20 protein-coding genes are annotated in these 22,234 nt (G+C 73.7%); 11 read left to right on the plus strand and 9 right to left on the minus strand.

The annotated features are described in order from the left end of the window. The first annotated feature begins 58 nt into the window (after nt 1-58). Nucleotides 59-1,546 (plus strand): cytochrome P450, encoded by a 1,488-nt coding sequence (locus tag ACH5AC_RS18280; protein ID WP_398862900.1) that lies wholly within the window; start codon nt 59-61, stop codon nt 1,544-1,546. 9 nt (nt 1,547-1,555) lie between these two features. Here ACH5AC_RS18280 and ACH5AC_RS18285 read toward each other — a convergent pair whose 3' ends face one another. Next, complete coding sequence (locus ACH5AC_RS18285; protein WP_398862901.1) at nt 1,556-2,509, minus strand: RluA family pseudouridine synthase; 954 nt, start codon at nt 2,507-2,509, stop codon at nt 1,556-1,558. Between the two features lie 68 nt (nt 2,510-2,577). Between ACH5AC_RS18285 and ACH5AC_RS18290 the strand changes: the two genes are divergently transcribed. Then, entirely contained in the window at nt 2,578-3,159 is a 582-nt protein-coding gene (locus ACH5AC_RS18290; RefSeq protein WP_398862902.1) for a GNAT family N-acetyltransferase, read from the plus strand. Between the two features lie 22 nt (nt 3,160-3,181). Here the strand turns inward: ACH5AC_RS18290 and ACH5AC_RS18295 are convergent, their stop codons facing one another. Beyond that, entirely contained in the window at nt 3,182-4,030 is an 849-nt protein-coding gene (locus ACH5AC_RS18295; RefSeq protein ID WP_398862903.1) for a siderophore-interacting protein, read from the minus strand. A gap of 77 nt (nt 4,031-4,107) precedes the next feature. Then, nucleotides 4,108-5,037, minus strand: coding sequence for a 5'-3' exonuclease H3TH domain-containing protein (locus ACH5AC_RS18300; protein ID WP_398863134.1), 930 nt, complete (start codon nt 5,035-5,037; stop codon nt 4,108-4,110). 590 nt (nt 5,038-5,627) lie between these two features. Between ACH5AC_RS18300 and ACH5AC_RS18305 the strand changes: the two genes are divergently transcribed. Both ACH5AC_RS18305 and ACH5AC_RS18310 read left to right on the plus strand, forming a co-directional pair. Continuing rightward, nucleotides 5,628-6,194 (plus strand): helix-turn-helix domain-containing protein, encoded by a 567-nt coding sequence (locus tag ACH5AC_RS18305; protein WP_398862904.1) that lies wholly within the window; start codon nt 5,628-5,630, stop codon nt 6,192-6,194. Next, complete coding sequence (locus tag ACH5AC_RS18310) at nt 6,191-6,925, plus strand: helical backbone metal receptor (protein ID WP_398862905.1); 735 nt, start codon at nt 6,191-6,193, stop codon at nt 6,923-6,925. Before ACH5AC_RS18305 ends, ACH5AC_RS18310 begins: the two co-directional genes overlap by 4 nt. On the opposite strand, the gene ACH5AC_RS18315 is transcribed toward ACH5AC_RS18310, so the two are convergent. After that, nucleotides 6,837-7,961, minus strand: a complete 1,125-nt coding sequence (locus tag ACH5AC_RS18315) for a TDT family transporter (protein WP_398862906.1) — start codon at nt 7,959-7,961, stop codon at nt 6,837-6,839. The two genes, ACH5AC_RS18310 and ACH5AC_RS18315, sit on opposite strands and share 89 nt — an antisense overlap. Nucleotides 7,962-8,031: 70 nt before the next feature. Here ACH5AC_RS18315 and ACH5AC_RS18320 point away from each other — a divergent pair, with 70 nt between their 5' ends. Next, a complete protein-coding gene (locus ACH5AC_RS18320; RefSeq protein WP_398862907.1) occupies nt 8,032-8,964 on the plus strand; it encodes a LysR family transcriptional regulator in 933 nt (310 codons plus the stop codon). Nucleotides 8,965-9,204: 240 nt separating this feature from the next. On the opposite strand, the gene ACH5AC_RS18325 is transcribed toward ACH5AC_RS18320, so the two are convergent. The 3 genes from ACH5AC_RS18325 to ACH5AC_RS18335 all read right to left on the minus strand — a co-directional run bounded on the left by ACH5AC_RS18325 (nt 9,205) and on the right by ACH5AC_RS18335 (nt 12,253). After that, a complete protein-coding gene (locus ACH5AC_RS18325; RefSeq protein ID WP_398862908.1) occupies nt 9,205-9,888 on the minus strand; it encodes a gamma-glutamyl-gamma-aminobutyrate hydrolase family protein in 684 nt (227 codons plus the stop codon). A 27-nt stretch (nt 9,889-9,915) separates the two neighbouring features. Further along, nucleotides 9,916-11,373 carry an ethanolamine permease gene (gene eat, locus ACH5AC_RS18330; RefSeq protein WP_398862909.1) on the minus strand — a complete coding sequence of 486 codons (1,458 nt, stop codon included), beginning with the start codon at nt 11,371-11,373 and terminating at the stop codon, nt 9,916-9,918. 133 nt (nt 11,374-11,506) lie between these two features. After that, a complete protein-coding gene (locus ACH5AC_RS18335; protein WP_398862910.1) occupies nt 11,507-12,253 on the minus strand; it encodes a FadR/GntR family transcriptional regulator in 747 nt (248 codons plus the stop codon). Nucleotides 12,254-12,338: 85 nt separating this feature from the next. Here ACH5AC_RS18335 and ACH5AC_RS18340 point away from each other — a divergent pair, with 85 nt between their 5' ends. From ACH5AC_RS18340 to ACH5AC_RS18350, 3 genes are read left to right on the plus strand one after another with little or no spacing between them, the layout of a single operon-like run. Next, a complete protein-coding gene (locus ACH5AC_RS18340; RefSeq protein WP_398862911.1) occupies nt 12,339-13,703 on the plus strand; it encodes a glutamine synthetase family protein in 1,365 nt (454 codons plus the stop codon). A 34-nt stretch (nt 13,704-13,737) separates the two neighbouring features. Continuing rightward, nucleotides 13,738-15,129 (plus strand): aldehyde dehydrogenase family protein, encoded by a 1,392-nt coding sequence (locus ACH5AC_RS18345; RefSeq protein ID WP_398862912.1) that lies wholly within the window; start codon nt 13,738-13,740, stop codon nt 15,127-15,129. Beyond that, nucleotides 15,126-15,935, plus strand: coding sequence for a 3-oxoacyl-ACP reductase (locus ACH5AC_RS18350; protein WP_398862913.1), 810 nt, complete (start codon nt 15,126-15,128; stop codon nt 15,933-15,935). Before ACH5AC_RS18345 ends, ACH5AC_RS18350 begins: the two co-directional genes overlap by 4 nt. Nucleotides 15,936-15,986: 51 nt before the next feature. Here the strand turns inward: ACH5AC_RS18350 and ACH5AC_RS18355 are convergent, their stop codons facing one another. After that, nucleotides 15,987-17,189, minus strand: a complete 1,203-nt coding sequence (locus ACH5AC_RS18355) for an amino acid deaminase/aldolase (RefSeq protein ID WP_398862914.1) — start codon at nt 17,187-17,189, stop codon at nt 15,987-15,989. A gap of 1,327 nt (nt 17,190-18,516) precedes the next feature. On the opposite strand from ACH5AC_RS18355, the gene ACH5AC_RS18360 reads away from it, so the two are divergent. From ACH5AC_RS18360 to ACH5AC_RS18370, 3 genes are all read left to right on the plus strand, one after another. Continuing rightward, nucleotides 18,517-19,617: a hypothetical protein gene (locus ACH5AC_RS18360; protein ID WP_398862915.1), complete on the plus strand. Its 1,101-nt coding sequence runs from the start codon at nt 18,517-18,519 to the stop codon at nt 19,615-19,617. Then, entirely contained in the window at nt 19,614-20,795 is a 1,182-nt protein-coding gene (gene mycP / locus ACH5AC_RS18365; protein WP_398862916.1) for a type VII secretion-associated serine protease mycosin, read from the plus strand. The genes ACH5AC_RS18360 and mycP overlap by 4 nt, the downstream gene beginning before the upstream one ends. Nucleotides 20,796-20,856: 61 nt before the next feature. Next, a complete protein-coding gene (locus tag ACH5AC_RS18370) occupies nt 20,857-21,246 on the plus strand; it encodes a hypothetical protein (RefSeq protein WP_398862917.1) in 390 nt (129 codons plus the stop codon). Here the strand turns inward: ACH5AC_RS18370 and ACH5AC_RS18375 are convergent. Continuing rightward, nucleotides 21,232-22,209: a serine hydrolase gene (locus ACH5AC_RS18375; RefSeq protein ID WP_398862918.1), complete on the minus strand. Its 978-nt coding sequence runs from the start codon at nt 22,207-22,209 to the stop codon at nt 21,232-21,234. The genes ACH5AC_RS18370 and ACH5AC_RS18375 overlap by 15 nt on opposite strands. Nucleotides 22,210-22,234 lie beyond the last annotated feature (25 nt).

Genomic DNA, 22,234 nt, shown 5'->3' on the forward strand with positions numbered 1-22,234 from the left:
CCGTTCACCCACCCCCACCCCGGACCCCGGATCCACCACAGCCCTGAAAGCGACCCCCGTGACGTCTGAACACCACTCCACGACCGGTACGGAAGACCTCACCCTCGACCCGCCCCCCGGCTGCCCCGCCCACCACCGCGGCCCCGGCGGGTTGGCCCGGCTCTTCGGCCCCGGCGCGGAGGACCTGGCCGAGCTGTACGAGAAACTCCGGGCGGAACACGGTCCGGTGGCCCCCGCGCTGCTCCACGACGACGTGCCGATCTGGGTGGTGCTCGGCCACGCCGAGAACCTGCACATGGTCCGGACACCCTCGCACTTCACCCGGGACAGCCGCATCTGGACCCCGCTCCTGGACGGCCAGGTCAAGCCCGACCACCCGCTGATGCCGCACATCGCCTGGCAGCCCATCTGCGCGCACGCCGAGGGCGACGAGCACAAGCGGCTGCGCGGGGCGGTCAAGGCCGCCATGGCGACCATCGACCACCGCACGGTGCGCCGGCACATCTACCGGCACACGCACGACCTGGTCAACCGCTTCTGCGGGGAGGGCCGCGCCGACCTGGTCGGCCAGTTCTCCGAGCATCTGCCGATGGCCGTGATGTGCGAGGTCCTCGGCATGCCGGAGGAGTACAGCGACCGAATGGTGCATGCCGCCCGGGACGCGCTCAAGGGCACCGAGACCGCCATCGCCAGCCACGGGTACGTCATGGACGCCCTGAGCCGGCTCACCGCCCGCCGCCGAGCCCAGCCCGCCGACGACTTCACCAGCCACCTCATCACCCATGAGGCCCGTCTCACCGACGACGAGGTCCGCGAACACCTGCGGCTCGTCCTCTTCGCCGCCTACGAGGCCACGGTGAACCTGCTGGCCAACGTGTTGCGGCGGGTCATCGTCGACCCGCGCTTCTACGCCCGGCTCAACGGCGGCCAGATGACGGTGCCGGAGGCGGTCGAGCAGTCCCTGTGGGACGAGCCGCCGTTCAGCGCGATCTTCGCCTACTTCGCCAAGCAGGAGACGGAGCTGGGCGGCCGGCGCATCCGCAAGGGCGACGGCCTGCTGTTCGCACCCGCGCCGGGCAATGTGGACCCGCGGATCCGGCCCGACCTCTCCGCCAGCATGCAGGGCAACCGCTCCCACCTCGCCTTCGGCGGCGGTCCGCACGAGTGCCCCGGTCAGGACATCGGGCGCGCCATCGCCGACGTCGGCGTCGACGCGCTGCTGACCAGGCTGCCGGACGCCCAGCTCGCCTGCCGGGAGGACGAGTTGCGCTGGACGGCCTCCATCGCCTCCCGCCACCTCGTGGCTCTTCCGGTGCGCTTCGAACCCAAGCCGCAGCAGGAGGTCACGCACCACTCGGAGCCGCTCAGCCCGGTCCCGCCGCCGCGCGACGGACGGCTCCCCGACGAGGAACCCCAGCTCCCCGGGGCACCCACCCTGGACGTACGGCCGGATCCGGCGCCGGCGGCCCATCAGCCCGAGCAGGGCGATCCGGCCCGCCGCCCGAACGCCTGGCAACGCTTCCTGGCGTGGTGGCGGGGGTACTGACCGGACGGGCTACGACCGCCCCGCCCACTCCTCGTACGCCGCCCACGCCTCCAACTCCCGCTCGCTGCACAGCCGGTGCGGCACACCCGTGACCGGGTCCGTGAACTCCAGCTCCCGGGCGAGGAGCTGGAGGGGGCGGCGGAAGTCGCCGGGGCGGGCGGGGGCGGCGACCGTCGGATAGAGGGGGTCGCCGAGGATGGGGACGCCCAGGGCGGTCATATGGACCCGCAGCTGGTGGGTCTGGCCGGTCCGCGGGGTCAGCCGGTAGCGGGCCCGTCCGTCCGGCCGGTGCGCCACCAGCTCGACGCGGCTGACCGCGTTCGGCTCGCCCGGCACCTCCCGGGCGGTGAGGACCCCGCGCTCCTTCACGATGCGGCTGCGCACGGTGCGGGGCAGGGCGAGCCCGGGATCGTACGGGGCGACGGCCTCGTAGGTCTTGCGGACCCGCCGGTCCCGGAACAGTGTCTGGTACGCGCCCCGCTCCTCCGGCCGCACGGTGAACAGCACCAGCCCGGCCGTGAGCCGGTCCAGCCGGTGGGCGGCGCTCAGTGCGGGGATCCCCAGCTCGCGGCGCAGCCTGGCCAGCGCGGTCTCGGCGATATGGCTGCCGCGCGGGGTGGTGGCCAGGAAGTGCGGCTTGTCGGCGACCACGATGTGCTCGTCCCGGTACACCACCCGCACCGGGAACGGCACCGGCACCTCGGTCGGCAGTTCGCGGTGGAACCACACGTACAGCCCGGGTACGTACGCAGCGTCCGGCGCCACCGGCCGGCCGTCCGCCCCGACGATCTCGCCCGCCGCGAACATCCCTTCCACGACCCCGGCGCCCGCCCCGGACAGCCGCTCCACCAGATGCTCCCGCACCGTGGTCCACGACCCGGCGGCCGGCAGCCGCACCCGCACCGGGTCGACTCCGTCGCGCTGGGGCAGCGGGGCGGGCGGGGGCGGCGTACGGCGTCTCATCGCGACCAAGCGTACGGCGCCGGAAAACCGCTGGGCCCGTGCGTCGCCCATTGGGCAGGACGCCGCTCATGCCCTGTCTCACCAGCCCGGTCCTGCCGGCCGGCATCCTCTCCCGCAGCCCTCAGCCCCTGCTCCCCACCGGTGACGGGCTGCTCCTGCGTCCCTGGCGGGCCGAGGACGCGGCCGCCGTGCACGCCGCCTTCCAGGACCCGCTGCTGCACCGGTGGCACGTCCGGGCCGCCGACTCCGAGGAGGAGACCGCCGGCTGGATCGAGGAGTGGCGGGCGGCCTGGGCGGGGGAGCACACCGCGCAGTGGGCCGTCGTCGACGCGGACACCGATCTGCTCCTCGGGCGGGTCGCCCTGCGCGACATCGTGCTCGGCGACGGCGTGGCCGAGGTCGCGTACTGGACCGTGGCGGCGGCGCGCGGCCGGGGCGTCGCGGTCCGCGCCACCGCGGCCCTGACCCGGTGGGCCTTCGACGAGATCGGCTTCCACCGTCTGGAGCTCACCCACGCCACCGTCAACGAGGCGTCCTGCCGCGTCGCCTCCAGGGCGGGCTACGCCCTGGAGGGCACCAAACGCAGCGCTGTCCTGCACGCCGACGGCTGGCACGACATGCATCTGCACGCCCGGGTGCGCGGCGACTGAGGGGGCGGCCGTCAGGACATCGTCAGGAGGCCGCCGGCTCGGGGGTCTCCTGCTCCGCCTCGATGCGCGCGTTCCACTCCCGCTTCGACGCCTGCCACCCGTCCTCGTTGTGGCCGAGCCGCCAGTAGCCGGATATGGACAGGTCCTCGCGCGGGACATGGCGCTCGACCCGCAGCAGATGGCGCAGCTGCTTCACGAAGTGCGCCTCGCCGTGCACGAAGGCGTGCACCCGGCCCTCGGGGAAGGGCAGCGACCGCACGGCCTCGACGAGCCGCTCGCCGACCGGCCGGTCGCCGCGGTGCAGCCAGACGACCTCCACATCGGAGTCGATCTTCTGCTCGTCCTCCGGGCCGGAGACCTCCACGAAGGCGTGCGCCACCGCGCCGGCCGGCAGGGCCTCCAGCGAGGCGGCGATCGCCGGCAGCGCGCTCTCGTCGCCGGCCAGCAGATGCCAGTCGGCGTCCCGGTCGGGGGCGTAGGCGCCGCCGGGGCCCATGAAGCGGACGGTGTCGCCGGGGCGGGCGCGCAGCGCCCAGGGGCCGGCCAGGCCCTCGTCGCCATGGAGGACGAAGTCCAGGGTCAGCTCGCGGTGCTCGCGGTCCCAGAAACGCACGGTGTAGGTGCGGGTCACGGGCCACTGCTCCCGGGGGAACTCGGCGCGGACGCGCTCCATGTCGAAGGGCTCCGGGTAGGTCACGCCGTCGGCGGGGAACAGCAGCTTCACATAGTGGTCGCTGCAGGTGTCGGCGGAGAAGCCGGCGAGCCCCTCGCCGCCGAGCACCACGCGCTGCATGTGCGGGCCGAGCCGTTCGGTGCGCACGACCTGCGCGGAGTGCGCTGTCCGCGGCTTCCGTGCCGGGCGTTCTGCCATGACGGCCTCCCAGTGACTGCGAGCTTAGGCTTACCTAAGTTAGCACTTCCCCCCTCGGAGAAACACCAGAACCCGCCTCACGCGGCCAACGTGGTCAGCAACCGCTGCAGCGAACCGCCGAGCCCCCACCGGGCCCCCAGCTCCGCCACCGCCGCCGGGTCACGAGGAGTGCGCGGCAGCACCGTGCGCACCGCGGGCAGCGGCACGTCGTCGGCGACCCGGACCACCTTCGGCGCGACGTCCAGGTAGGGCCGCGCCTCGGTGAGCCGCTTGCGCTGCGACGGCGTGAGCCGCGCCGCCGGATCGTCGACGGCCGCCCTGATCCCGGCCAGGTCACCGAACTCCGCCAGCAGCTTGGCCGCCGTCTTCTCGCCGATGCCCGGCACACCCGGCAGACCGTCACTCGGGTCGCCGCGCAGCAACGCCAGATCCGCGTACCCGCGGCCGTCGACGCCATACTTCCCGCGCAGCACCGCCTCGTCCGTCAGCTGCAGCGTGCCCACACCCTTGAGCGGGTACAGCACCCGCACCCCGCGCGCGTCGTCCACCAGCTGGTACAGATCGCGGTCACCGGTGACGATGTCGACCGGACCCGTCGCCCGCGCGGTGAACGTGCCGATCACATCGTCGGCCTCGTACCCCGCGACACCCACCCGGGCGATGCCGAGCGCGTCGAGGACCTCCTCGATGACCGGGACCTGCGGCGACAGCGTGTCCGGCACCTCCTCCTCGTCCGGCCCCACCTCATGCTCCTCGGCCACGCGGTGGGCCTTGTAGGAGGGGATCAGCTCGACCCGCCACGCAGGGCGCCAGTCGGCGTCCATACAGGCCACCAGCTCGTCCGGCCGGTGGTCGCGGACCAGCCGGTCGATGAACTCCAGCAGTCCGCGCACGGCGTTCACCGGAGTACCGTCCGGTGCCCTCACGGAGTCGGGCACGCCGAAATAGGCGCGGAAGTAGAGCGAGGCGGTGTCGAGGAGCATCAGTCGTCCGGTCACGTCCGGCATCATGCCGCACGGCGCCGACAGTCACCTGTTCGGTGCCCCGCGCGCCGGGGTACGGCGCAACCCGACCCGCCACGCACCGCCTCCGGACCGTGCGCCCGGTCGCGTGATCCGGCGTGTCCGGCCACGGGCGGGATCCGGCCAACCACGCAGAGCCACGCCGTCACCCCGACTCGGCGCCACCCGGCCCGGGGAGCAGCCCACCCGGCACCTGCCCGGAACACCGGGGCCCGCCGGAGCATTGAACCGAAGGACCGGAGCGTGTGACCGAAGGACCGGTGCATTGAACCGAAGGACCGGAGCATTGAACCGAAGGAGGGGACCGTGCGAATCTGCCCGCACCGGGCGGCTCCACGGAAAAGATCGACTGGCGCGAACTGTCCACTCCGGGGCCGCCCGATGTGTCGTCGATGTGACGGGCACATGAAACGGTTTGCCGAACATGCATAGGGTGCAGACAACTCATCAGAGGACGGGCGCCCGCAGCCGGGCCGCCCGCGGATGACCGATCATGGACCACTGATCACCGACCACCCGGCACGGACCACCGAGCACCGACCACGGACCGACGAGCGAAGGAGGGAGCCGGAGCGATGGGCGACCACAAAGAGCAGCCCCTGCGGGTGGGCGCGGCCGTGCGGCGGCGCCGTCGGGCCCTGGAGCTCACCCTCGCCGTCGTGGCCGAGCGCAGCGGCCTGTCGGTCCCCTTCCTGAGCCAGATCGAGAACGACCGCGCGCGACCCAGCCGCAGCTCCCTGGAGCGGGTCGCCGACGCGCTGCGCACCACCGCCGTCGAACTCCTCGCCGCCGCCGACCCGGCGTGCAGCGTCGACGTCGTCCGCGCGGAGGTGCTCGAACCGGGACCCGAGCCGCAGTCCCGGTCGCTCGTGCGGGGGCACCACCAGATGCACGCGACGGAGTTCACCGGTGAGCATGACGCGGGGCGTGAATTCCGGTACCGCAACGACCAGTTGATGTACGTCGCCGATGGTGCTGTGGAGATCGAGGCCGAGGGGCGGGTCTATCGGCTCGGCCGTGGGGACACGCTCTACCTCACCGGCGGGGTGCGGCATCGGTGGCGGGCCGCGGGGCCGGACACGCGGCTGGTGATCGTGGCGGTGGCCGAGCACATCGAGGCGGTTCGGGGTCGCAAGGGGTGAGTTCGCCGCGCGTCGTTTCCTTGGTCCCGTCCCTCACCGAGGCCGTCGCCGCCACCGTCCCCGGCGCGCTCGTCGGGGTCACCGACTGGTGCAGCCACCCGGCGGATCTCGACGTCGCCCGGGTGGGCGGCACCAAGAATCCCGACCTGGACCGGATCGCCGCCCTCGCTCCCGATCTGGTCATCGCCAACGAGGAGGAGAACCGTCCCCCCGACCTGGCCGCCCTGCGCGCGGTCGGCTACGAGGTGCTGGTCACCGAGGTGCGGGACGTGCCACAGGCGTTCCGGGAGCTGGATCGCGTCGTGACGGCGTGCGGGGCGGACCGGCGGCCGCGCTGGCTGGACGAGGCGGAGGCGGTCTGGGCGGATCCGCCGCGGCCTGACCCCGGGCGCCGCACGACGGCCGTGGTCCCGATCTGGCGTCGGCCGTGGATGGTCCTGGGCCGGGACACGTTCGCGGGCGATGTGCTGTCCCGCCTGGGAGTGGAGCAGCTGTACGCCGGTCACGCGGACCGCTACCCGAGGATCCCGGTGGCCGAGCTGAACGCGGCACGGCCGGACGTCGTGGTCCTGCCCGACGAGCCGTACCGCTTCGCCCCCGACGACGGCCCCGAGGCGTTCCCGGGGCTGCCCTGCGCGCTGGTCAGCGGACGGCACCTGACGTGGTACGGCCCCTCGCTGGCCGAGGCGCCGGCGGTGCTGGGCGCGGCCCTGCGAGCAGCTCGCCGCTGACCAGCCCGCGCAGGGTGCCTGCGGCGGCCACGGTCCAGGCGGCGACGAGCGCGCCGTACAACGCGACGGCGAGGACGTCGTACGCGGCGAGCCCGGTGTGGCGGGCCAGTGCCTGGGCGCCGGTGACACAGGTGCCGACCGGGAAGGTGAACGCCCACCAGGTCATCGCGAAGCCCATGCCGTGCCGCCGGGCGCGCAGCACATGCGCGCCGGCCAGGCACAGCCACAGCAGCGCGAAGCCCATCACGGGCACGCCGTACAGCACGGCGAACACGCGCAGGCCGTCCGCGTGCGGAGCGGGCAGGACCCCCGGCGCCACGTCCGCGAAGCTGCCCACGGCGGTGGTGGACTGGCCCAGCGGGCCCAGCACCAGGAACAGTGTCGGGGTGAGGGCGAGCGGCAGCGGACCGCGCGTCACCAGCCGGGCGAAGACCAGCGGCAGCATCAGGAAGGTCGCCAGCAGACTCAGCCCGAACAGTGCCAGACAGGCGAGCAGCAGGGTCTCGCGGGGCTGCCCCGCCGGCAGGTACGGCACCAGTGCCGGCCCCAGCGCGGCGGACACCATCGGCGCGACGAGGGGCAGCAGCCAGACGGGCGTCGCCTGTTCCGGCGCGACACGATGGCGTACGGCCATGAGGTACGGCACCGCGACAGCGGCCGCCAGCCCGATGGCCGTACCGGCGCCGAAGAGCACGGCATCGAGAGCCACCGCCGCCTCGGTCCCGGTCCAGTGCCGCCCGACGGTGAGTGCGCCGCCGCCCACCGCCGGCAGGGCCATCGCCAGGCAGCCGTAGAAGGGGGCCGTCGCCGGGTCGAGGAGATGGGCGCGGGCCTGGTCGCGGTGGTGGGTCCAGTGCAGGGCGCGGGCGGCGAGCAGGAGCACCAGGAGGGCGAGGGACAGGGCCCAGACCGCGGTGCAGGCGGTGCGCAGTCCCGGGAGGGGGAGAGGGAGGCCGGCGCCCGCCGTGGCGACGATCGCGGTGCCCATGACGGCGGAGTACCAGTGGGGGCCCAGGTGGCGGACGGCGTTGACCATGCCTGCACGGTGTCTTTCCGGCGCCGTCCCGACCAGGGAGTATGACTCTATGAGGGCATAAACTTGCCTTATGGGCAGTGCGGAGACAGCAGGTGAGGGGCGTCCGGCCGGCGGTTCGCTGGCGCACCGGGTGCCGGATCTCGGAGCGCTGGAACTGCTGCTGACGGTGGCCCGGCTGGGCAGCCTGGGGGCGGCCGCGCGGGAGCTGGGCATCACCCAGCCCGCCGCGAGCAGCCGGATCCGTTCGATGGAGCGTCAGCTGGGCGTGGCGCTCGTGGACCGCTCGCCGCGCGGGTCGCGGCTGACGGACGCGGGCGCGCTGGTGACCGACTGGGCGCGGCGGATCGTCGAGGCGGCGGAGGCGTTCGACGCGGGGGCGCAGGCGCTGCGGGACCGGCGGGACTCGCGGCTCCGGGTCGCGGCGAGCATGACGATCGCGGAGTATCTGCTGCCGGGGTGGCTGCTGGCCCTGCGCGCCCAGCGGCCCGACACGGCCGTCTCCCTGCTCGCCGGGAACTCGGCGGCGGTCGCGGAGCGGCTGCTGGCGGGGGAGGCGGACCTGGGGTTCGTCGAGGGGCTGACGGTGCCCTCCGGGCTGGACTCGGTGGTGATCGCCCATGATCGGCTGATCGTCGTCGCGGCACCCGGCCATCCCTGGTCCCGTCGCCGGCGCCCGCTGTCCGCCGAGGAGCTGGGGGCCACGCCGCTGATCCTGCGGGAGAAGGGCTCCGGCACCCGCCAGGTCCTCGACACGGCCCTCGGCGGGCTGGCCCGTCCGCTCATCGAGCTGTCCTCCACCACGGCGGTGAAGGCGGCGGCGGTGAGCGGGGCGGGGCCGGCGGTGCTGAGCGAACTGGCGGTGGGGGAGGAGCTGGGAATGCGGCGGCTGGTCCGCGTTCCCCTGGACGGTGTCTCCCTGGCGCGGGCGCTCCGCGCGGTGTGGCCGACGGGCCACCGCCCGGTGGGGCCGGCCCGGGAGCTGCTGTCCCTCACCCGCACGTGACCCAGGGGGGCTCCCGCCCCCCTGGACCCCCCGGTCTATGCCCACCCACCACCGGTTTCCACTGGGGAAAAACTGGCGCTCGAAACGCCGGTCCGCTTCGCTCAGCCCGTCCGGCGATTGAGGACGAGGCCCCTTAAGGGCCGAAGCGGGGGTTCAGGGGGCGGCAGCCCCCTGGCGGGGTCGAAGGGGCGGAGCCCCTGGGGGATGGGAATGGGTAGGGGCGGCGGGGGCGAGCAGCCCTCACCCGGTCGCCGCCAGCACCAGCGCCCGCATCACTCGCGGATCCTCACCCATCTCCGGATGCCACTGCACGCCCAGCACCCACCCCGCCGAAGGGAGTTCCACCGCCTCCGCCGTGCCGTCCTCCGCATACGCCGAGACCACCAGCCCCGCCCCCAACCGGTCCACGGCCTGATGGTGGTAGGTCGGTACCGAGGTCTCCTCGGGCACGACACCCGCGTAGAGCGTGCCCGGCACCGGCTTGACCGGGTGCCGGCCGAACACGCCGGGCAGCTCGGCATGTCCCTCGACATGCTGGACCAGCGTGCCACCGAGCGCGACGTTCAGGAGCTGCATGCCCCGGCAGATGCCCAGCAGCGGCACCCCCGCCGACAGCGCCGCCTCGATGAGCGCCAGCTCCCACGCGTCCCGCTGCCGTGCCGGCGGCCCGGTCCGAGGATGCGGCTCGGCGCCGTAGCGCACCGGCTCCACGTCCGGCCCGCCGGCGATCACCAGCCCGTCCAGCCGGGCCACGGCCGCCGCCGCGTGCTCCGGCGCGTCCGGCGGAAGCATCGCCGCCAGCCCGCCCGCCCGCTGCACGAGCCGCGGATAGCCGACCGGCAGCAGCGCCGCGTCCAGCTCCCACACGCCCCAGCGCGCCCCGGACTCCAGATAGGTGCTGACCCCGATCAGCGGCCTGGCCACAGCGACTCCCTCACTGACATCGACGCCTCAGTCTCTCGCCAACTCTGCCTCGGCCGCCGCCAGCGCCGCGAACTCCTCCTCCGGGGCCTTCGCCACCAGGCGCTTGCGGCTGTACAGACCGAAGTAGGCGATGGCCACCACGTACACCAGCAGCGCGATGAACGCCGCCGTCACATCCACCAGGAACGTCGCCACCAGCGCCGCGCAGGCCAGCACCAGCGCGACCGAGGACGTCAGCACCCCGCCCGGCGTGCGGTAGGGCCGCGCCAGCTCCGGCTCCCGGCGGCGCAGCACGATGTGGGACAGGGACATCAGGGCGTACGAGATGGTCGCCCCGAAGACGGCGACGTTCAGCATGCGTGCCCCGTCCCCGGTGATCGCCGCCAGCAGGAAGCCGATCGTGCCGGGCACCAGCAGACCGAGGTACGGGGCCTTGCGGCGGCTGGTCAGGGAGAGGAACCGGGGGAGGTAGCCGGCCCGGGACAGCGCGAACAGCTGGCGTGAGCCCGCGTAGATCAGGGAGAAGAAGGACGCCACCAGGCCGGCCAGACCCGCGTAGTTCACGATCCGGCTCAGCACGGTGGCCTCGCCGTCCGGCTGGAGCGCCTCCACCAGCGGGTTGCCCGCCTCCTGGATCGCCGCCGAGCCGCGTGCCCCGGCCGCCGCGAAGAAGGTGACGACGGCCAGGACCACCAGGATGCCCATCGACCAGCGGATCGCCCTGGGCAGCGTACGGGCCGGGTTCCTGGTCTCCTCGGCGGCCAGCGGCACGCCCTCCACGCCCAGGAAGAACCACATGCCGAACGGGAACGCCGCCCAGATGCCGAGCAGCCCGAACGGCAGCCAGGAGCTCGCACCGGCGGCCGACGTGTCCACCGGGATGTCGTCCAGGGAGCCGAAGCTGAAGTCGGGCAGCGCGGCCGCCGCGAACACCACCAGGGCCACGACCGCGATGCCGGTCACCACGAAGCTGAAGCGCAGCGCCTCGCCCACGCCCCACAGATGGATGCCCAGGAAGATCGCGAAGCAGACCAGGTACATCGGCCAGCCGGACTCCAGGCCGAACAGGCCGAGCGACTCGACGTAGTCCCCGATGAAGATGACGATCGCGGCGGGCGCCAGCACGTACTCGATGAGGATCGCCGTGCCCGTCAGGAAGCCGCCCCACGGGCCGAGCGCCCGGCGCGCGAAGCCGTAGCCGCCGCCCGCCGTGGGGAGGATCGCGGACAGCTCGGCGAGGGCGAAGACCATGCAGCAGTACATGGCGCCCATCAGCACCATGGCGATGGCGAGGCCGCCGAAGCCGCCCTCGGCCAGGCCGAAGTTCCAGCCGGAGAAGTCGCCGGAGACGACGTAGGCCACGCCGAGACCGGTCAGCAGCACCCAGCCGGCGCTGCCGCGGCGCAGCGCTCTGCGCGCCAGATAGTCGTCGTCCGCCTCTTCGGCGGTGGGTGTACCGGGCGTACTGGTGGATTCCAGGGACATGGGCAGGACTCCCCACGGGGCGGCGGACAGCGGCGGACAGAGCTCAATGGAATGGAGCCATACCTTTGCGGGGCCCCTCGGGGGAAAGCAATACCCCTGCGTTAAGCGTCGGTAAATCCGCGCCGCCGCGGGCTCAGCCGAGGAAGCCCCGCAGCAGCGCCGCCGTCCCCGCGCAGTGCTCACGCATGATCTCCCGCGCCTGCTCGGCGTTGCCCTCGATCACGGCCTCCACCAGGGCGGTGTGCTGGCGCTGGGAGTGCTCCAGATTGCGTACGAGCAGCGGGATGCAGTCCAGCAGGTCGTTCACCGTCGCCCGGACGGCCGCGTACTGCGCGGTGAGCGTGGGGGAGCCGGACAGCTCGGCGAGGGTGAGGTGCAGCAGCGTGTCCTGGCGGCGGTACTCGGTCAGCGGCGCGTCATGCGTACGGGCCAGCGCCCCGCGCAGCAGGTCCGCCCGCTCCCCGTCCAGGCCGTGCGTCGCGCACAGCCCGGCCGCGCCCACCTCCAGCACCTCCCGGAAGCGCAGGGTGTCCTCGACGTCGACGTCCGCAAGGCGGCGGCGCAGCTCCTCCTCGCCGGGGGTGTCGGTGCGCGGCAGCACGAAGGTTCCGCCGTAGCGCCCGCGCCGGGACTCCACCAGCCCCTGGTCCTGCAGGACCTTCAGCACCTCGCGGAGTGTCACCCGGCTGATGCCGAGGCGGTCCGCCAGTTCGCGTTCGGCCGGCAGCCGCCCGCCGCCCGGCACCAGGCCGAGCCGGACGACCTGGAGGATCTGCTCCAGCGCCTCCTCGAAGCCGTTGCCGGCCCGCACCGGGCGCAACACCGACGTCAGCCGGTCGTCACCCTGGAGGGTGTCGTGCCCCGTGTCGGCCTGCGACATGTCGCCGACCCCCCTTCCCAAGTAATGGTCCCTGGCAATACCTTATGGCTTCCGGCTGACCGATGAAGCCTGAGGAGGCTCTCCCGTGGCAGACCGCACAGCCCCGCTGAGCGTCGAGGAGCTGCACGCCCTCGTCGCCGGCGGTGAGATCGACACTGTCGTCCTGGCCTTCCCCGACATGCAAGGGCGGCTCCAGGGCAAGCGGTTCGCCGCCCGCTTCTTCCTCGACGAGGTCCTCCACCACGGCACCGAGGGCTGCAACTACCTCCTCGCCGTCGACGCCGACATGAACACCGTCGACGGCTATGAGATGTCCTCCTGGGAGCGCGGCTACGGCGACTTCGCCATGCACCCCGACCTGTCCACCCTGCGCCGTGTGCCCTGGCACCCCGGCACCGCGATGCTGATCGCCGACCTCGCCTGGGAGGACGGCTCCCCGGTGGTCGCCGCACCCCGCCAGATCCTGCGCCGCCAGCTGGAGCGCCTCGCCGACCTCGGCTACACCGCCCAGGTCGGCACCGAGCTGGAGTTCATCGTCTTCAAGGACACCTACGAGCAGGCGTGGGACGCCAACTACCGGGGCCTGACCCCGGCGAACCAGTACAACATCGACTACTCCATCCTCGGCACCGGCCGTATCGAGCCCCTGCTGCGCCGCCTGCGCAACGACATGGCCGGCGCCGGCCTCACCGTCGAGTCCGCCAAGGGCGAGTGCAACCCCGGCCAGCACGAGATCGCCTTCCGCTACGACGAGGCCCTCGTCACCTGCGACCAGCACGCCGTCTACAAGACCGGCGCCAAGGAGATCGCCGCCCAGGAAGGCGTCTCGCTGACCTTCATGGCCAAGTACAACGAGCGCGAGGGCAACTCCTGCCACATCCACCTCTCGCTCACCGACGCGAACGGCACCAACGTCATGGCCGGGGACGGACCCGGCGGCATGTCCGACGTCATGCGCCACTTCCTCGCCGGGCAGCTGGCCGCCCTGCGCGACTTCTCGCTCCTCTACGCGCCCCACATCAACTCGTACAAGCGGTTCCAGCCGGGCTCCTTCGCCCCGACCGCCGTCGCCTGGGGCCACGACAACCGCACCTGCGCCCTGCGCGTCGTCGGCCACGGCCGCTCGACACGCTTCGAGAACCGGCTGCCCGGCGGCGACGTCAACCCGCACCTGGCCGTCGCCGGACTGGTCGCGGCCGGCCTCCACGGCATCGAGCAGAAACTGGAACTGCCCGAGCCCTGCCCCGGCAACGCCTACACCGCCGAGTACGCCCACGTCCCGACCACCCTGCGGGAGGCCGCCGAGCTCTGGGAGAACAGCCCCATCGCCAGGGCCGCCTTCGGCGACGAGGTCGTCGCGCACTACCGCAACATGGCACGCGTCGAGCTGGCGGCCTTCGACGCCGCGGTCACCGACTGGGAGCTGCGCCGCTCCTTCGAACGCATGTGAGCCGTTCCTTCCAACGCAGGTGAAAGGTCATCCCTTGTCCGACCCGCACGAGCCCTCCGGCCTTCACGAGCTGAAGGTCCTCAACCCGGCCACCGAGGAGGTCGTCGCCACCGTCCCCGCGGCCGACGCCGCCGACGTGGACCGGGCCGTCGCCCGCGCGAGCGCCGCCCAGACTGCCTGGGCGGCCGCCGCACCCGCCGACCGAGCCCGGCTGCTGCGCCGCTTCGCCGACACCGTCGACGCCCACGTCGAGGAGCTGGCCCGGCTGGAGGTCCGCGAGGCCGGCCACCTCCTCGGCAACGCCCGCTGGGAGGCCGGCAACGCCCGCGACCTCCTGCTCTACGCCGCCGGAGGCGCCGAACGCCTCCTCGGCAAGCAGATCCCCGTCCCCGGCGGCTGGGACGTCACCTTCCAGGAACCCCTCGGCGTGGTCGGTGTGATCGCCCCGTGGAACTTCCCGATGCCCATCGCCGCATGGGGCTCCTTCCCGGCGCTCGCCGCCGGCAACGCGGTCGTCCTCAAGCCCGCCGAGACGACCCCCCTGACCGCGCTGCGCCTCGCCGAGCTGGCCCTGGAGGCGGGGCTCCCCGAAGGACTGTTCCAGGTCCTGCCCGGCTTCGGACACATCGCGGGCCGCGCGCTCGTCGACCACCCCGGCGTGGCGAAGATCGTCTTCACCGGCTCCACCCGCACCGGCCGCGAGGTCATGGGGCGCTGCGCCCGCCAGGTCAAGCCGGTCACCCTGGAACTCGGCGGCAAGAGCCCCAACATCGTCTTCGCCGACGCCGACCTGAAGGCCGCCGTCGACCCCTTCTCCTTCCTGGACAACTCCGGCCAGGACTGCTGCGCCCGCACCCGCATCCTCGTCCAGGAGACGGTCTACGACGAGGTCGCCGAACTGCTCGCCGACGCGCTGTCCGCCGTGGTGGTCGGCGACCCCGCCGACGAGAGGACCCAGATGGGCCCGCTGATCTCCCATCAGCAGCTGGACCGGGTACGGAGCTTCGTCCCCGACGACGCCCAGGCCCTGCGCGGCACCTCACCCGACGGGCCAGGCTTCTGGTTCCCGCCGACCGTGCTCACCGGCGAGCGGCCCGACTCCGACGCGGCCTGCGAGGAGATCTTCGGCCCCGTGGCCGTCCTGCTCCCCTTCACCGACGAGGCGGACGCGATCCGCCTCGCCAACGACACCCCGTACGGCCTCGCGGGCTCCCTGTGGACCCGGGATCTGGGCCGCGCCCTACGGGTCTCCCGGGCCGTCCGCGCCGGGAACCTGTCCGTCAACTCCCACTCCAGCGTCCGCTACTGGACCCCGTTCGGCGGCTTCAAGCAGTCCGGCCTCGGCCGGGAGCTCGGCCCCGACGCGCTCACCGCTTTCACCCAGACCAAGAACGTCTTCATCAGCACGGAAGGCCCCGCACAGTGACCGAAGCGACCCAAGCGACCGAAGCGACCGAAGAGATCGTCTGCCGCCGTCTGGTCGGCCGCACGGCCGTCATCACCGGGGCCGGCAGCGGCATCGGGCTCGCCGCCGCGCGCCGGCTCGCCGCCGAGGGCGCGCACGTCGTCTGCGGCGACGTCGACGAGACCCGCGGCAAGGCGGCCGCCGAGGACGTCGGCGGCACCTTCGTGAAGGTCGACGTCACCGACCCCGAACAGGTCGAGGCGCTGTTCAAGACCGCCTACGACACCTACGGCAGCGTCGACATCGCCTTCAACAACGCCGGTATCTCCCCGCCCGACGACGACTCCATCCTGGAGACCGGCCTGGAGGCGTGGAAGCGCGTCCAGGAGGTCAACCTCACCTCCGTCTACCTGTGCTGCAAGGCCGCCATCCCCTACATGCGGCGCCAGGGCAAGGGCTCGATCATCAACACCGCGTCGTTCGTGGCGAGGATGGGCGCGGCGACGTCCCAGATCTCGTACACCGCGTCCAAGGGCGGAGTCCTCGCCATGTCCAGGGAACTGGGCGTGCAGTTCGCCCGCGAGGGCATCCGCGTGAACGCGCTCTGCCCCGGGCCGGTCAACACGCCGCTGCTCCAGGAGCTGTTCGCCAAGGACCCCGAGCGTGCCGCCCGCCGCCTCGTCCACATCCCCGTCGGCCGGTTCGCCGAGGCCGAGGAGATCGCCGCCGCCGTCGCCTTCCTGGCCAGCGACGACTCCTCCTTCGTCAACGCCACCGACTTCCTGGTGGACGGCGGCATCTCGGGGGCGTACGTCACCCCGCTGTAGGCGTGACCGAAGCCGGCCGCCGGACCGGCGACGCGGACACCGGCGGTGGGGTCACAGGAAGGTGTGGCCCTCACCCCGGTACGTCGGCACGGTCCCCGTCACCCGGTCGCCCTCGACCAGCTGCAGCGCATCGAACCGCTCGCACAGCTCACCGGCCTTCGCGTGCCGGAACCACACCTTGTCGCCGATCAGCAGATCGTCGGCCGGCGAGCCCAGCAACGGCGTCTGGACCTCGCCGGGCCCCTCCTGGGCGTCGTAGCGCAGCCCCTCCGGCAGGTACGGCACCGGCAGCCGGTCCCGCCCCGCCGCGCCCGAGGCCGGGTACCCGCCGCCCAGCACCGTCACCACGCCGACCCCGGGCCGCCGTACCACCGGCTGCGCGAAGAGCGCGGCCGGACGCCCGGTGAACGACGTGTAGTTGTCGAACAGCCGCGGGACGTACAGCCCGGAGCCGGCCGCGATCTCGGTGACCGCTTCCTCGGCGGCCGTGCTCTGCACACTGCCGGTCCCGCCGCCGTTGACGTACTCCAGATCCGGTACGACGGCCCGCACCGCGCGCACCACCGCCGCGCGCCGCTCGGCCAGTTCACGGCGGGCCGCGGCCTGCATCAGCCGGATGGCACGCGACCGGAACGGCCGCCCGGCGAGGCTGTCGCCGACACCCGCGACATGACCTTCGTACGCCATGATCCCGACCACCTTGAAACCCTGACGCCGCGTCACCGCACGGGCCACCTCGGCGACTTCGGCGGCGGAGTGCAGCGGCGAGCGGAGCGCCCCGACCCGGATCCGGCCGCCGAGCAGCTTCAGGGAGGTGTCCAACTCCAGGCAGACGCGGATGACTTCGCGTCCGTCGCCGCGCGCGGCATCGATCAGGTCCAGCTGGGCGACGTCGTCGACCATGACGGTCACGGCGGACGCGAGCTTGGGATCGGCGGCCAGTTCGGCGTACCCGGAGCGGTCCGCCGACGGGTACGCCAGCAGGATGTCGTCGAAACCGGACCGCGCCAGCCACAGGGACTCGGCGAGGGTGAACGACATGATGCCCGCGAATCCGTCCTTCGCGAGGACGCGTTCGAGCAGCGCGCGGCAGCGCACCGACTTGCTGGCGACGCGGATCGGCTTGCCCGCGGCGCGGCGGACCAGGTCGTCCGCATTGGCGTCGAAGGCGTCCAGGTCCACGATCGCGAGAGGGGCGTCGAGATGGGCGGTGGCCCGGTCGTAACGGGCCCGGTCGGCGGCGCGCGCAGTCATGACCGAAGCCTGCCAGACCCGATTACCGCAGGGTAGGGGGACGATCCGGGCAGATGCCCCGAGCGTGCGGACTGGTTCCCGCTGGACCAGGAACACGCCGTAGAGTGACGCGCACGTACGGAGGACGGCTCCGGCCGGACGCCCGCGCCGGGATGCCGGTCCGTCCGTGCGGGTATGCGTGCCAGGGCGGGCCGTCGCGTCCGCTCCCGGCCGCCACGGCACGAGGCACGAGGGCGCTGCCCACGACGGAAACGGCCCGTGTACGACGGACACGACCGCCCGGGCGTGAAGAAACGTCCCGGGCGAGAGAAACGGGGGGTGCATGAGCACGGAAGCACGCCGCGCCTCGGTCCCCCCACGCCCGGACACCCCACCCCGCCCCACCGCCCCGCCCCGCCCCACCGCACCCCCACGACCGGCGGGCCCGCCGACACAGCCCGCGCCGGTCACGCCGACGGACGCGGTGAGCGACGACCGGGGTCCCGACGCGGGCAGTGGCAGTGGCACCGGGGCCGCGTCGAGCGCGCCTCGGCGTCCGGCGGCCCCTGTGTCGAACGGGCGCCCAGTGAACCCCCGTCCGACCCGTGTGCCCGCTCCGGCCGAGAGGCCCGCTGACGTGGCGCCTTCCCGTGCGGGGCGCGGCGGGGAAGCGCCGCCTTCGAGCGGGGGCCTTTCCCGCGCGGCGCGGGCGGCGGACGGGGGCGTTCCCGGTTCCGTTCCCCGCACTCCGGGGCGCACTGTGCACGGCACCGGTTCCTCCCCGGGCGGGCTTCCCGGCGCCGCTGGGGCCTCGGACTCCGGTCCGCGTGGGGCCTCCGGCGCGGGTGGGGGCTCCGGCTCGGGCGCGTCTTCGGGTTCGGGTCGGCGTTCCGGTGCGCCTGGGGCTTCCGGCGCGGCTGGGCGTTCCGGCTCAGTCGACGCTCCAGGTCCGGCCAGGCGTTCCGGTTCTGCCGGGATCTCCGGTTCCGCCGCGCCTTCCGGCTCCGGCGCTGTTCCCGGCCCGTCCAGCCCCACCTCGTCTCGTACCGGCTCGTCCCGCCCCGCCGAGACCCGTACCGCCTCCGGCACCGCGGGTTCCTCGGCGCGGTCGTCTTCCCAGCCTTCGGGTTCCTCGGCGCGGTCGTCCTCCCATTCCCCGGGTTCCTCGGCGCGGTCGTCCTCCCAGTCCCCGGGCTCCCCGGCGCCGTCCCCCTCCCCGCACCTGGACTCCACGACCCCGCTTCCCTCGCCGCCCCCGCCGCCTGCCTCGGCGCGCTTCCCGGACGCTCCGCCGGTTCCGGGGCGTCCGGCCGTCTCCGACGAGGCGGCGGACAGGGGCCGGCCCTCCGTGTCCGGTGCCGCGTGGACGCCGTTCTCACGCAGCGGCCTGCTCACGCCGGGCCCGTCGCCCCGCGAGGGCGAATCCACGGCCCCGGCCGAGCGCGGCTCCTCGGCACCCTCGGTGCCGGACACCGAGCCCGCCTGGACGCCCACCGCACCCGTCCGGCACCCCGACTTCACCGCCCCGTCAGCCACCACCGGCGCTTCCGCTCCCCCCGACGGCCAGCCCGCCCCCGCTCCCGACCCGGCGCTCTCCTGGAGCGCCCCCATGGCCCCGGGCGGGGTCCCCGGAGCCACCCGTCCCGTCGTGACGTTCGGGCAGCCCGAGGGGTTCGGGGACGCCCCGCGGGTGCGCGGGCCGAAGGGCAGGGTCGTGGCGGCCGCCACCTGCGTGGTGCTCGGGCTCGGGCTCATAGGCGGGGCGATAACCGGCAGTTGGCTGGTGGGGGACGCCGCGTCCGGCGGCGCGTCCGGCGCGTACGCCGCGGCCGGCCGCCTCTGGCACAACCTGCCCGTCGACCAGCTCTTCCCGCCGACCGTCGACGGCCAGGGCGCCGGGCCCGGCGGCTCCGACCGCACCTGGACCCGGATCGCCGTCGCCCCGGACGGCGACTGCGCCGACGCCTTCGACCCGCTGCTGGCCCAGGTCCTCGCCCCCGTCGGCTGCGAACGCCTCCTGCGCGCCACCTACACGGACGCGACCCAGAGCTACGTCACCACCGTGGGCATGCTGTTCACCACGGCCGACGCCACCGCCATGCGCACCCTGGACACCCGGTTCGACAAGGAGGGCCTCGCCCGCCGCACCGACCTCCTGCCCCGCCCGTACGCGGCGCAGGACACCGTCGCCGCGGCCTTCGGTGACGCCCAGCGCGCCTCCTGGACGATCTCCGTCCTCACCGACGCGCCGGTGATCGTGTACGCCGTCTCCGGCTGGGCCGACGGCCGCGCCGTCGACAGTCCGCAGTCCGCCGCCGAGGCCACCGCGTCCGGCGCCACCACGGCCCCCGCCCAGGCCGGCCTCGGCCACGAGGCGCAGGGCCTGGCCGACCGGGTCGAGCGCGGCCTGCGCAAGGCCGCCGTGTCCCCCTCGGAGCAGCCCTCATGAGCCGCAGCCGTACGGCGTGCCGGGCCGGCGCCCTCAGCTGTCTGCTGGCCGCCGCCGTCGCCCTGGTCCCGCCCACCACCGCGCACGCCGACGCGATCCGCGCCCGGCAGTGGGCCCTGGAAGCCATGCACACCGCCGAGGCATGGCAGACCACCAAGGGCAAGGGCATCACCGTCGCCGTCCTGGACACCGGCGTCGAGGCCGACCACCCCGACCTCGACGGCAACGTCCTGCCGGGCAAGGACCTGATCGGCTTCGGCGCCAAGGAGGGCGACCGCGCCTGGGCCCGGCACGGCACCGCGATGGCCGGCATCATCGCCGGCCACGGACACGGCTACGCGGGCGGCGACGGCGTCATGGGCATCGCCCCCGAGGCAAGGATCCTGCCCGTCCGCGTGATCCTGGAGGACGGCGACCCGGCCCGCGCCCGCGCCCGCGACACCCGCGGCAACGCCCTCGCCGAGGGCATCCGCTGGGCCGCCGACCAGGGCGCCGACGTCATCAACCTCTCCCTCGGCGACGACTCCGAATCCGCCCACCCCGAACCCGCCGAGGACGAGGCCGTCCAGTACGCGCTCAAGAAGGGCGCCGTCGTCGTCGCCTCGGCCGGCAACGGCGGCGAGAAGGGCGACCACATCTCCTACCCGGCCGCCTACCCGGGCGTCATCGCCGTGACCGCCGTCGACCGCTACGGCACCCGCGCCCCCTTCTCCACCCGCCGCTGGTACGCCACGGTCAGCGCCCCCGGCGACGACGTGGTCATCGCCGACCCGGACCACAAGTACTACGAGGGCTGGGGCACCAGCGCCGCCGCCGCCTTCGTCTCCGGCGCCGTCGCCCTGGTCAAGGCCGCCCACCCCGGCCTCACCCCGGCCCAGGTCAAGACGCTCCTCCAGGACACCGCCCGCGACGCCCCCACCGGCGGCCGCGACGACTCCCGCGGCTACGGCTTCGTGGACCCGGCCGCCGCCATCAAGGCCGCCGCCGGCCTCAAGCCCCGGGGTCTCCAGTCCCAGTCGTACGCCAAGCAGTACTTCGGCCCCGGCCCCGACGCCCCCACATCCGACACCGACACCGCCGACTGGGCGGGCCCTCTGGCAGGCGGCACGGGCGGGGTCCTGCTGGTCGCGGCGGTCGTCCTGTGGCGCGGCCGACGGGAGCACGGCAGCACCCCCTGACGGGTCCGTGGCCCGCGCGCCGCCCGCCCCGGCCGGGCCTCCGGCGCTACCTTCGGGCGGCGTGACCGAACCCCTCTTCTACGTCGACCACTCGGACATCCTCGCCGGCAAACTCGCCGCGGTGCGGACCGGAGTGCGCGACCTCGCCGCCTTCACCGAGGAACACGAACCGCAGCTGATCGCCTACCACTTCTACATCGACACGACCGAGTCCACGATGACCACGGTGGCCGTCCATCCCGACCCCGCGTCGCTCGACCTGCACATGCGGATCGGTGAGCAGCGGTTCCGCGCGTTCGGCACGCTGATCCGCATGAGATCCATCGACGTGTACGGCGACCCGGGCCGCGCCGTCATGGACAGCCTCCGCCACAAGGCCGCGTACCTCGGCGGAGGCACCGTCACCCTCCACACCTGGCAGGCGGGCTTCAGCCGACTATCCCGGCACTGACGCGGACGCGGCCGGGGAGGCGTCGGGGGAGGGGGACGGGTCCCCGGTGAACACCGACACCGCCGCCCGCGCCGCCGCCTCCACCAGCGCGATGCCCGTCGCCTGGGTCGTGGTGCCGTTCGACAGCGCGGCCACCAGGTAGTCATGGCCCCCGACCGTCACCCGCCCGATGCTGTTCACGTCCCACAGCCCGGTCGTGCTGCGGGGCAGCCACCCGTTCTTCAACGCCCACGCGGAGCCGTCCGCGACGGCCGAGACCCCCCACCGCTGCCCGACCGCGATCTGCTCCATCAACCCCTGGACGTACGCCCGCGAAGCCTCACTCAGCTCCGACTCCTCCCCGAACACCTGCCGAAGCAGCGCCAGCTGATCCCTCGCCGTCGTCTGCGTCAGCCCCCACAACGCGCCCTGCCCACCGGAGGTACCCGACAGCCCGAACCGCTCGTTCGCCGCGTCCAGTCCCTCGGCCCGCCCGATAGCGTTCCACAGCGCCGTCGCGGAGTCGTTGTCGCTGCTGCCGATCATCGCGGTGGCGTACGCCTTCTCCCGCGCGGTCAGCTGCCGCCCGTCGTCCTGGGCCCGCAGCAGCAGCGCCGCCAGGATGTCGACCTTGACGATGCTCGCCGTGTCGAAGGTGCCCTCGCCGTACACCGCGCTCTCGCCGCTCTCCGGGTCCAGCACCGCCACGGACACCGCCGCACCCTCCGGCACGGCCACCGACTCCATCGCCGCCGCCAGCAGACCGTCGTGGTCGACGGCCTCCGGCTCGACCACAGGCTCCACCGATGCCTCCCCTGGCTCCCCGCTCGCCGGCACGGACACCGACGATACGGCGCTCACGCCGGGCTCGGAATGCGCCCGCGCGTTCACATACACGGCGCCCGTGCCCGCCGCACCGGCGGCGACCACGACGGCGAGGGCGGTGCGCAGAAGGGCACGGCGACGGCCTCTGGAAGACTCCATGCCCGTGATCGTGGAGGCGCTCGCT

The sequence above is a fragment of the Streptomyces sp. NPDC018693 genome, from assembly GCF_044391385.1.
GTDB lineage: Bacteria > Actinomycetota > Actinomycetes > Streptomycetales > Streptomycetaceae > Streptomyces.

Bases quoted from the DNA above. Each gene is read 5' to 3' on its own strand.
- ACH5AC_RS18285 (WP_398862901.1), bottom strand. From the start codon at position 2,509: ATGAGACGCCGTACGCCGCCCCCGCCCGCCCCGCTGCCCCAGCGCGAC.
- ACH5AC_RS18290 (WP_398862902.1), top strand. From the start codon at position 2,578: ATGCCCTGTCTCACCAGCCCGGTCCTGCCGGCCGGCATCCTCTCCCGC.
- ACH5AC_RS18295 (WP_398862903.1), bottom strand. From the start codon at position 4,030: ATGGCAGAACGCCCGGCACGGAAGCCGCGGACAGCGCACTCCGCGCAG.
- ACH5AC_RS18300 (WP_398863134.1), bottom strand. From the start codon at position 5,037: ATGCCGGACGTGACCGGACGACTGATGCTCCTCGACACCGCCTCGCTC.
- ACH5AC_RS18305 (WP_398862904.1), top strand. From the start codon at position 5,628: ATGGGCGACCACAAAGAGCAGCCCCTGCGGGTGGGCGCGGCCGTGCGG.
- ACH5AC_RS18315 (WP_398862906.1), bottom strand. From the start codon at position 7,961: ATGGTCAACGCCGTCCGCCACCTGGGCCCCCACTGGTACTCCGCCGTC.
- ACH5AC_RS18320 (WP_398862907.1), top strand. From the start codon at position 8,032: ATGGGCAGTGCGGAGACAGCAGGTGAGGGGCGTCCGGCCGGCGGTTCG.
- eat (WP_398862909.1), bottom strand. From the start codon at position 11,373: ATGTCCCTGGAATCCACCAGTACGCCCGGTACACCCACCGCCGAAGAG.
- ACH5AC_RS18335 (WP_398862910.1), bottom strand. From the start codon at position 12,253: ATGTCGCAGGCCGACACGGGGCACGACACCCTCCAGGGTGACGACCGG.
- ACH5AC_RS18355 (WP_398862914.1), bottom strand. From the start codon at position 17,189: ATGACTGCGCGCGCCGCCGACCGGGCCCGTTACGACCGGGCCACCGCC.
- mycP (WP_398862916.1), top strand. From the start codon at position 19,614: ATGAGCCGCAGCCGTACGGCGTGCCGGGCCGGCGCCCTCAGCTGTCTG.
- ACH5AC_RS18375 (WP_398862918.1), bottom strand. From the start codon at position 22,209: ATGGAGTCTTCCAGAGGCCGTCGCCGTGCCCTTCTGCGCACCGCCCTC.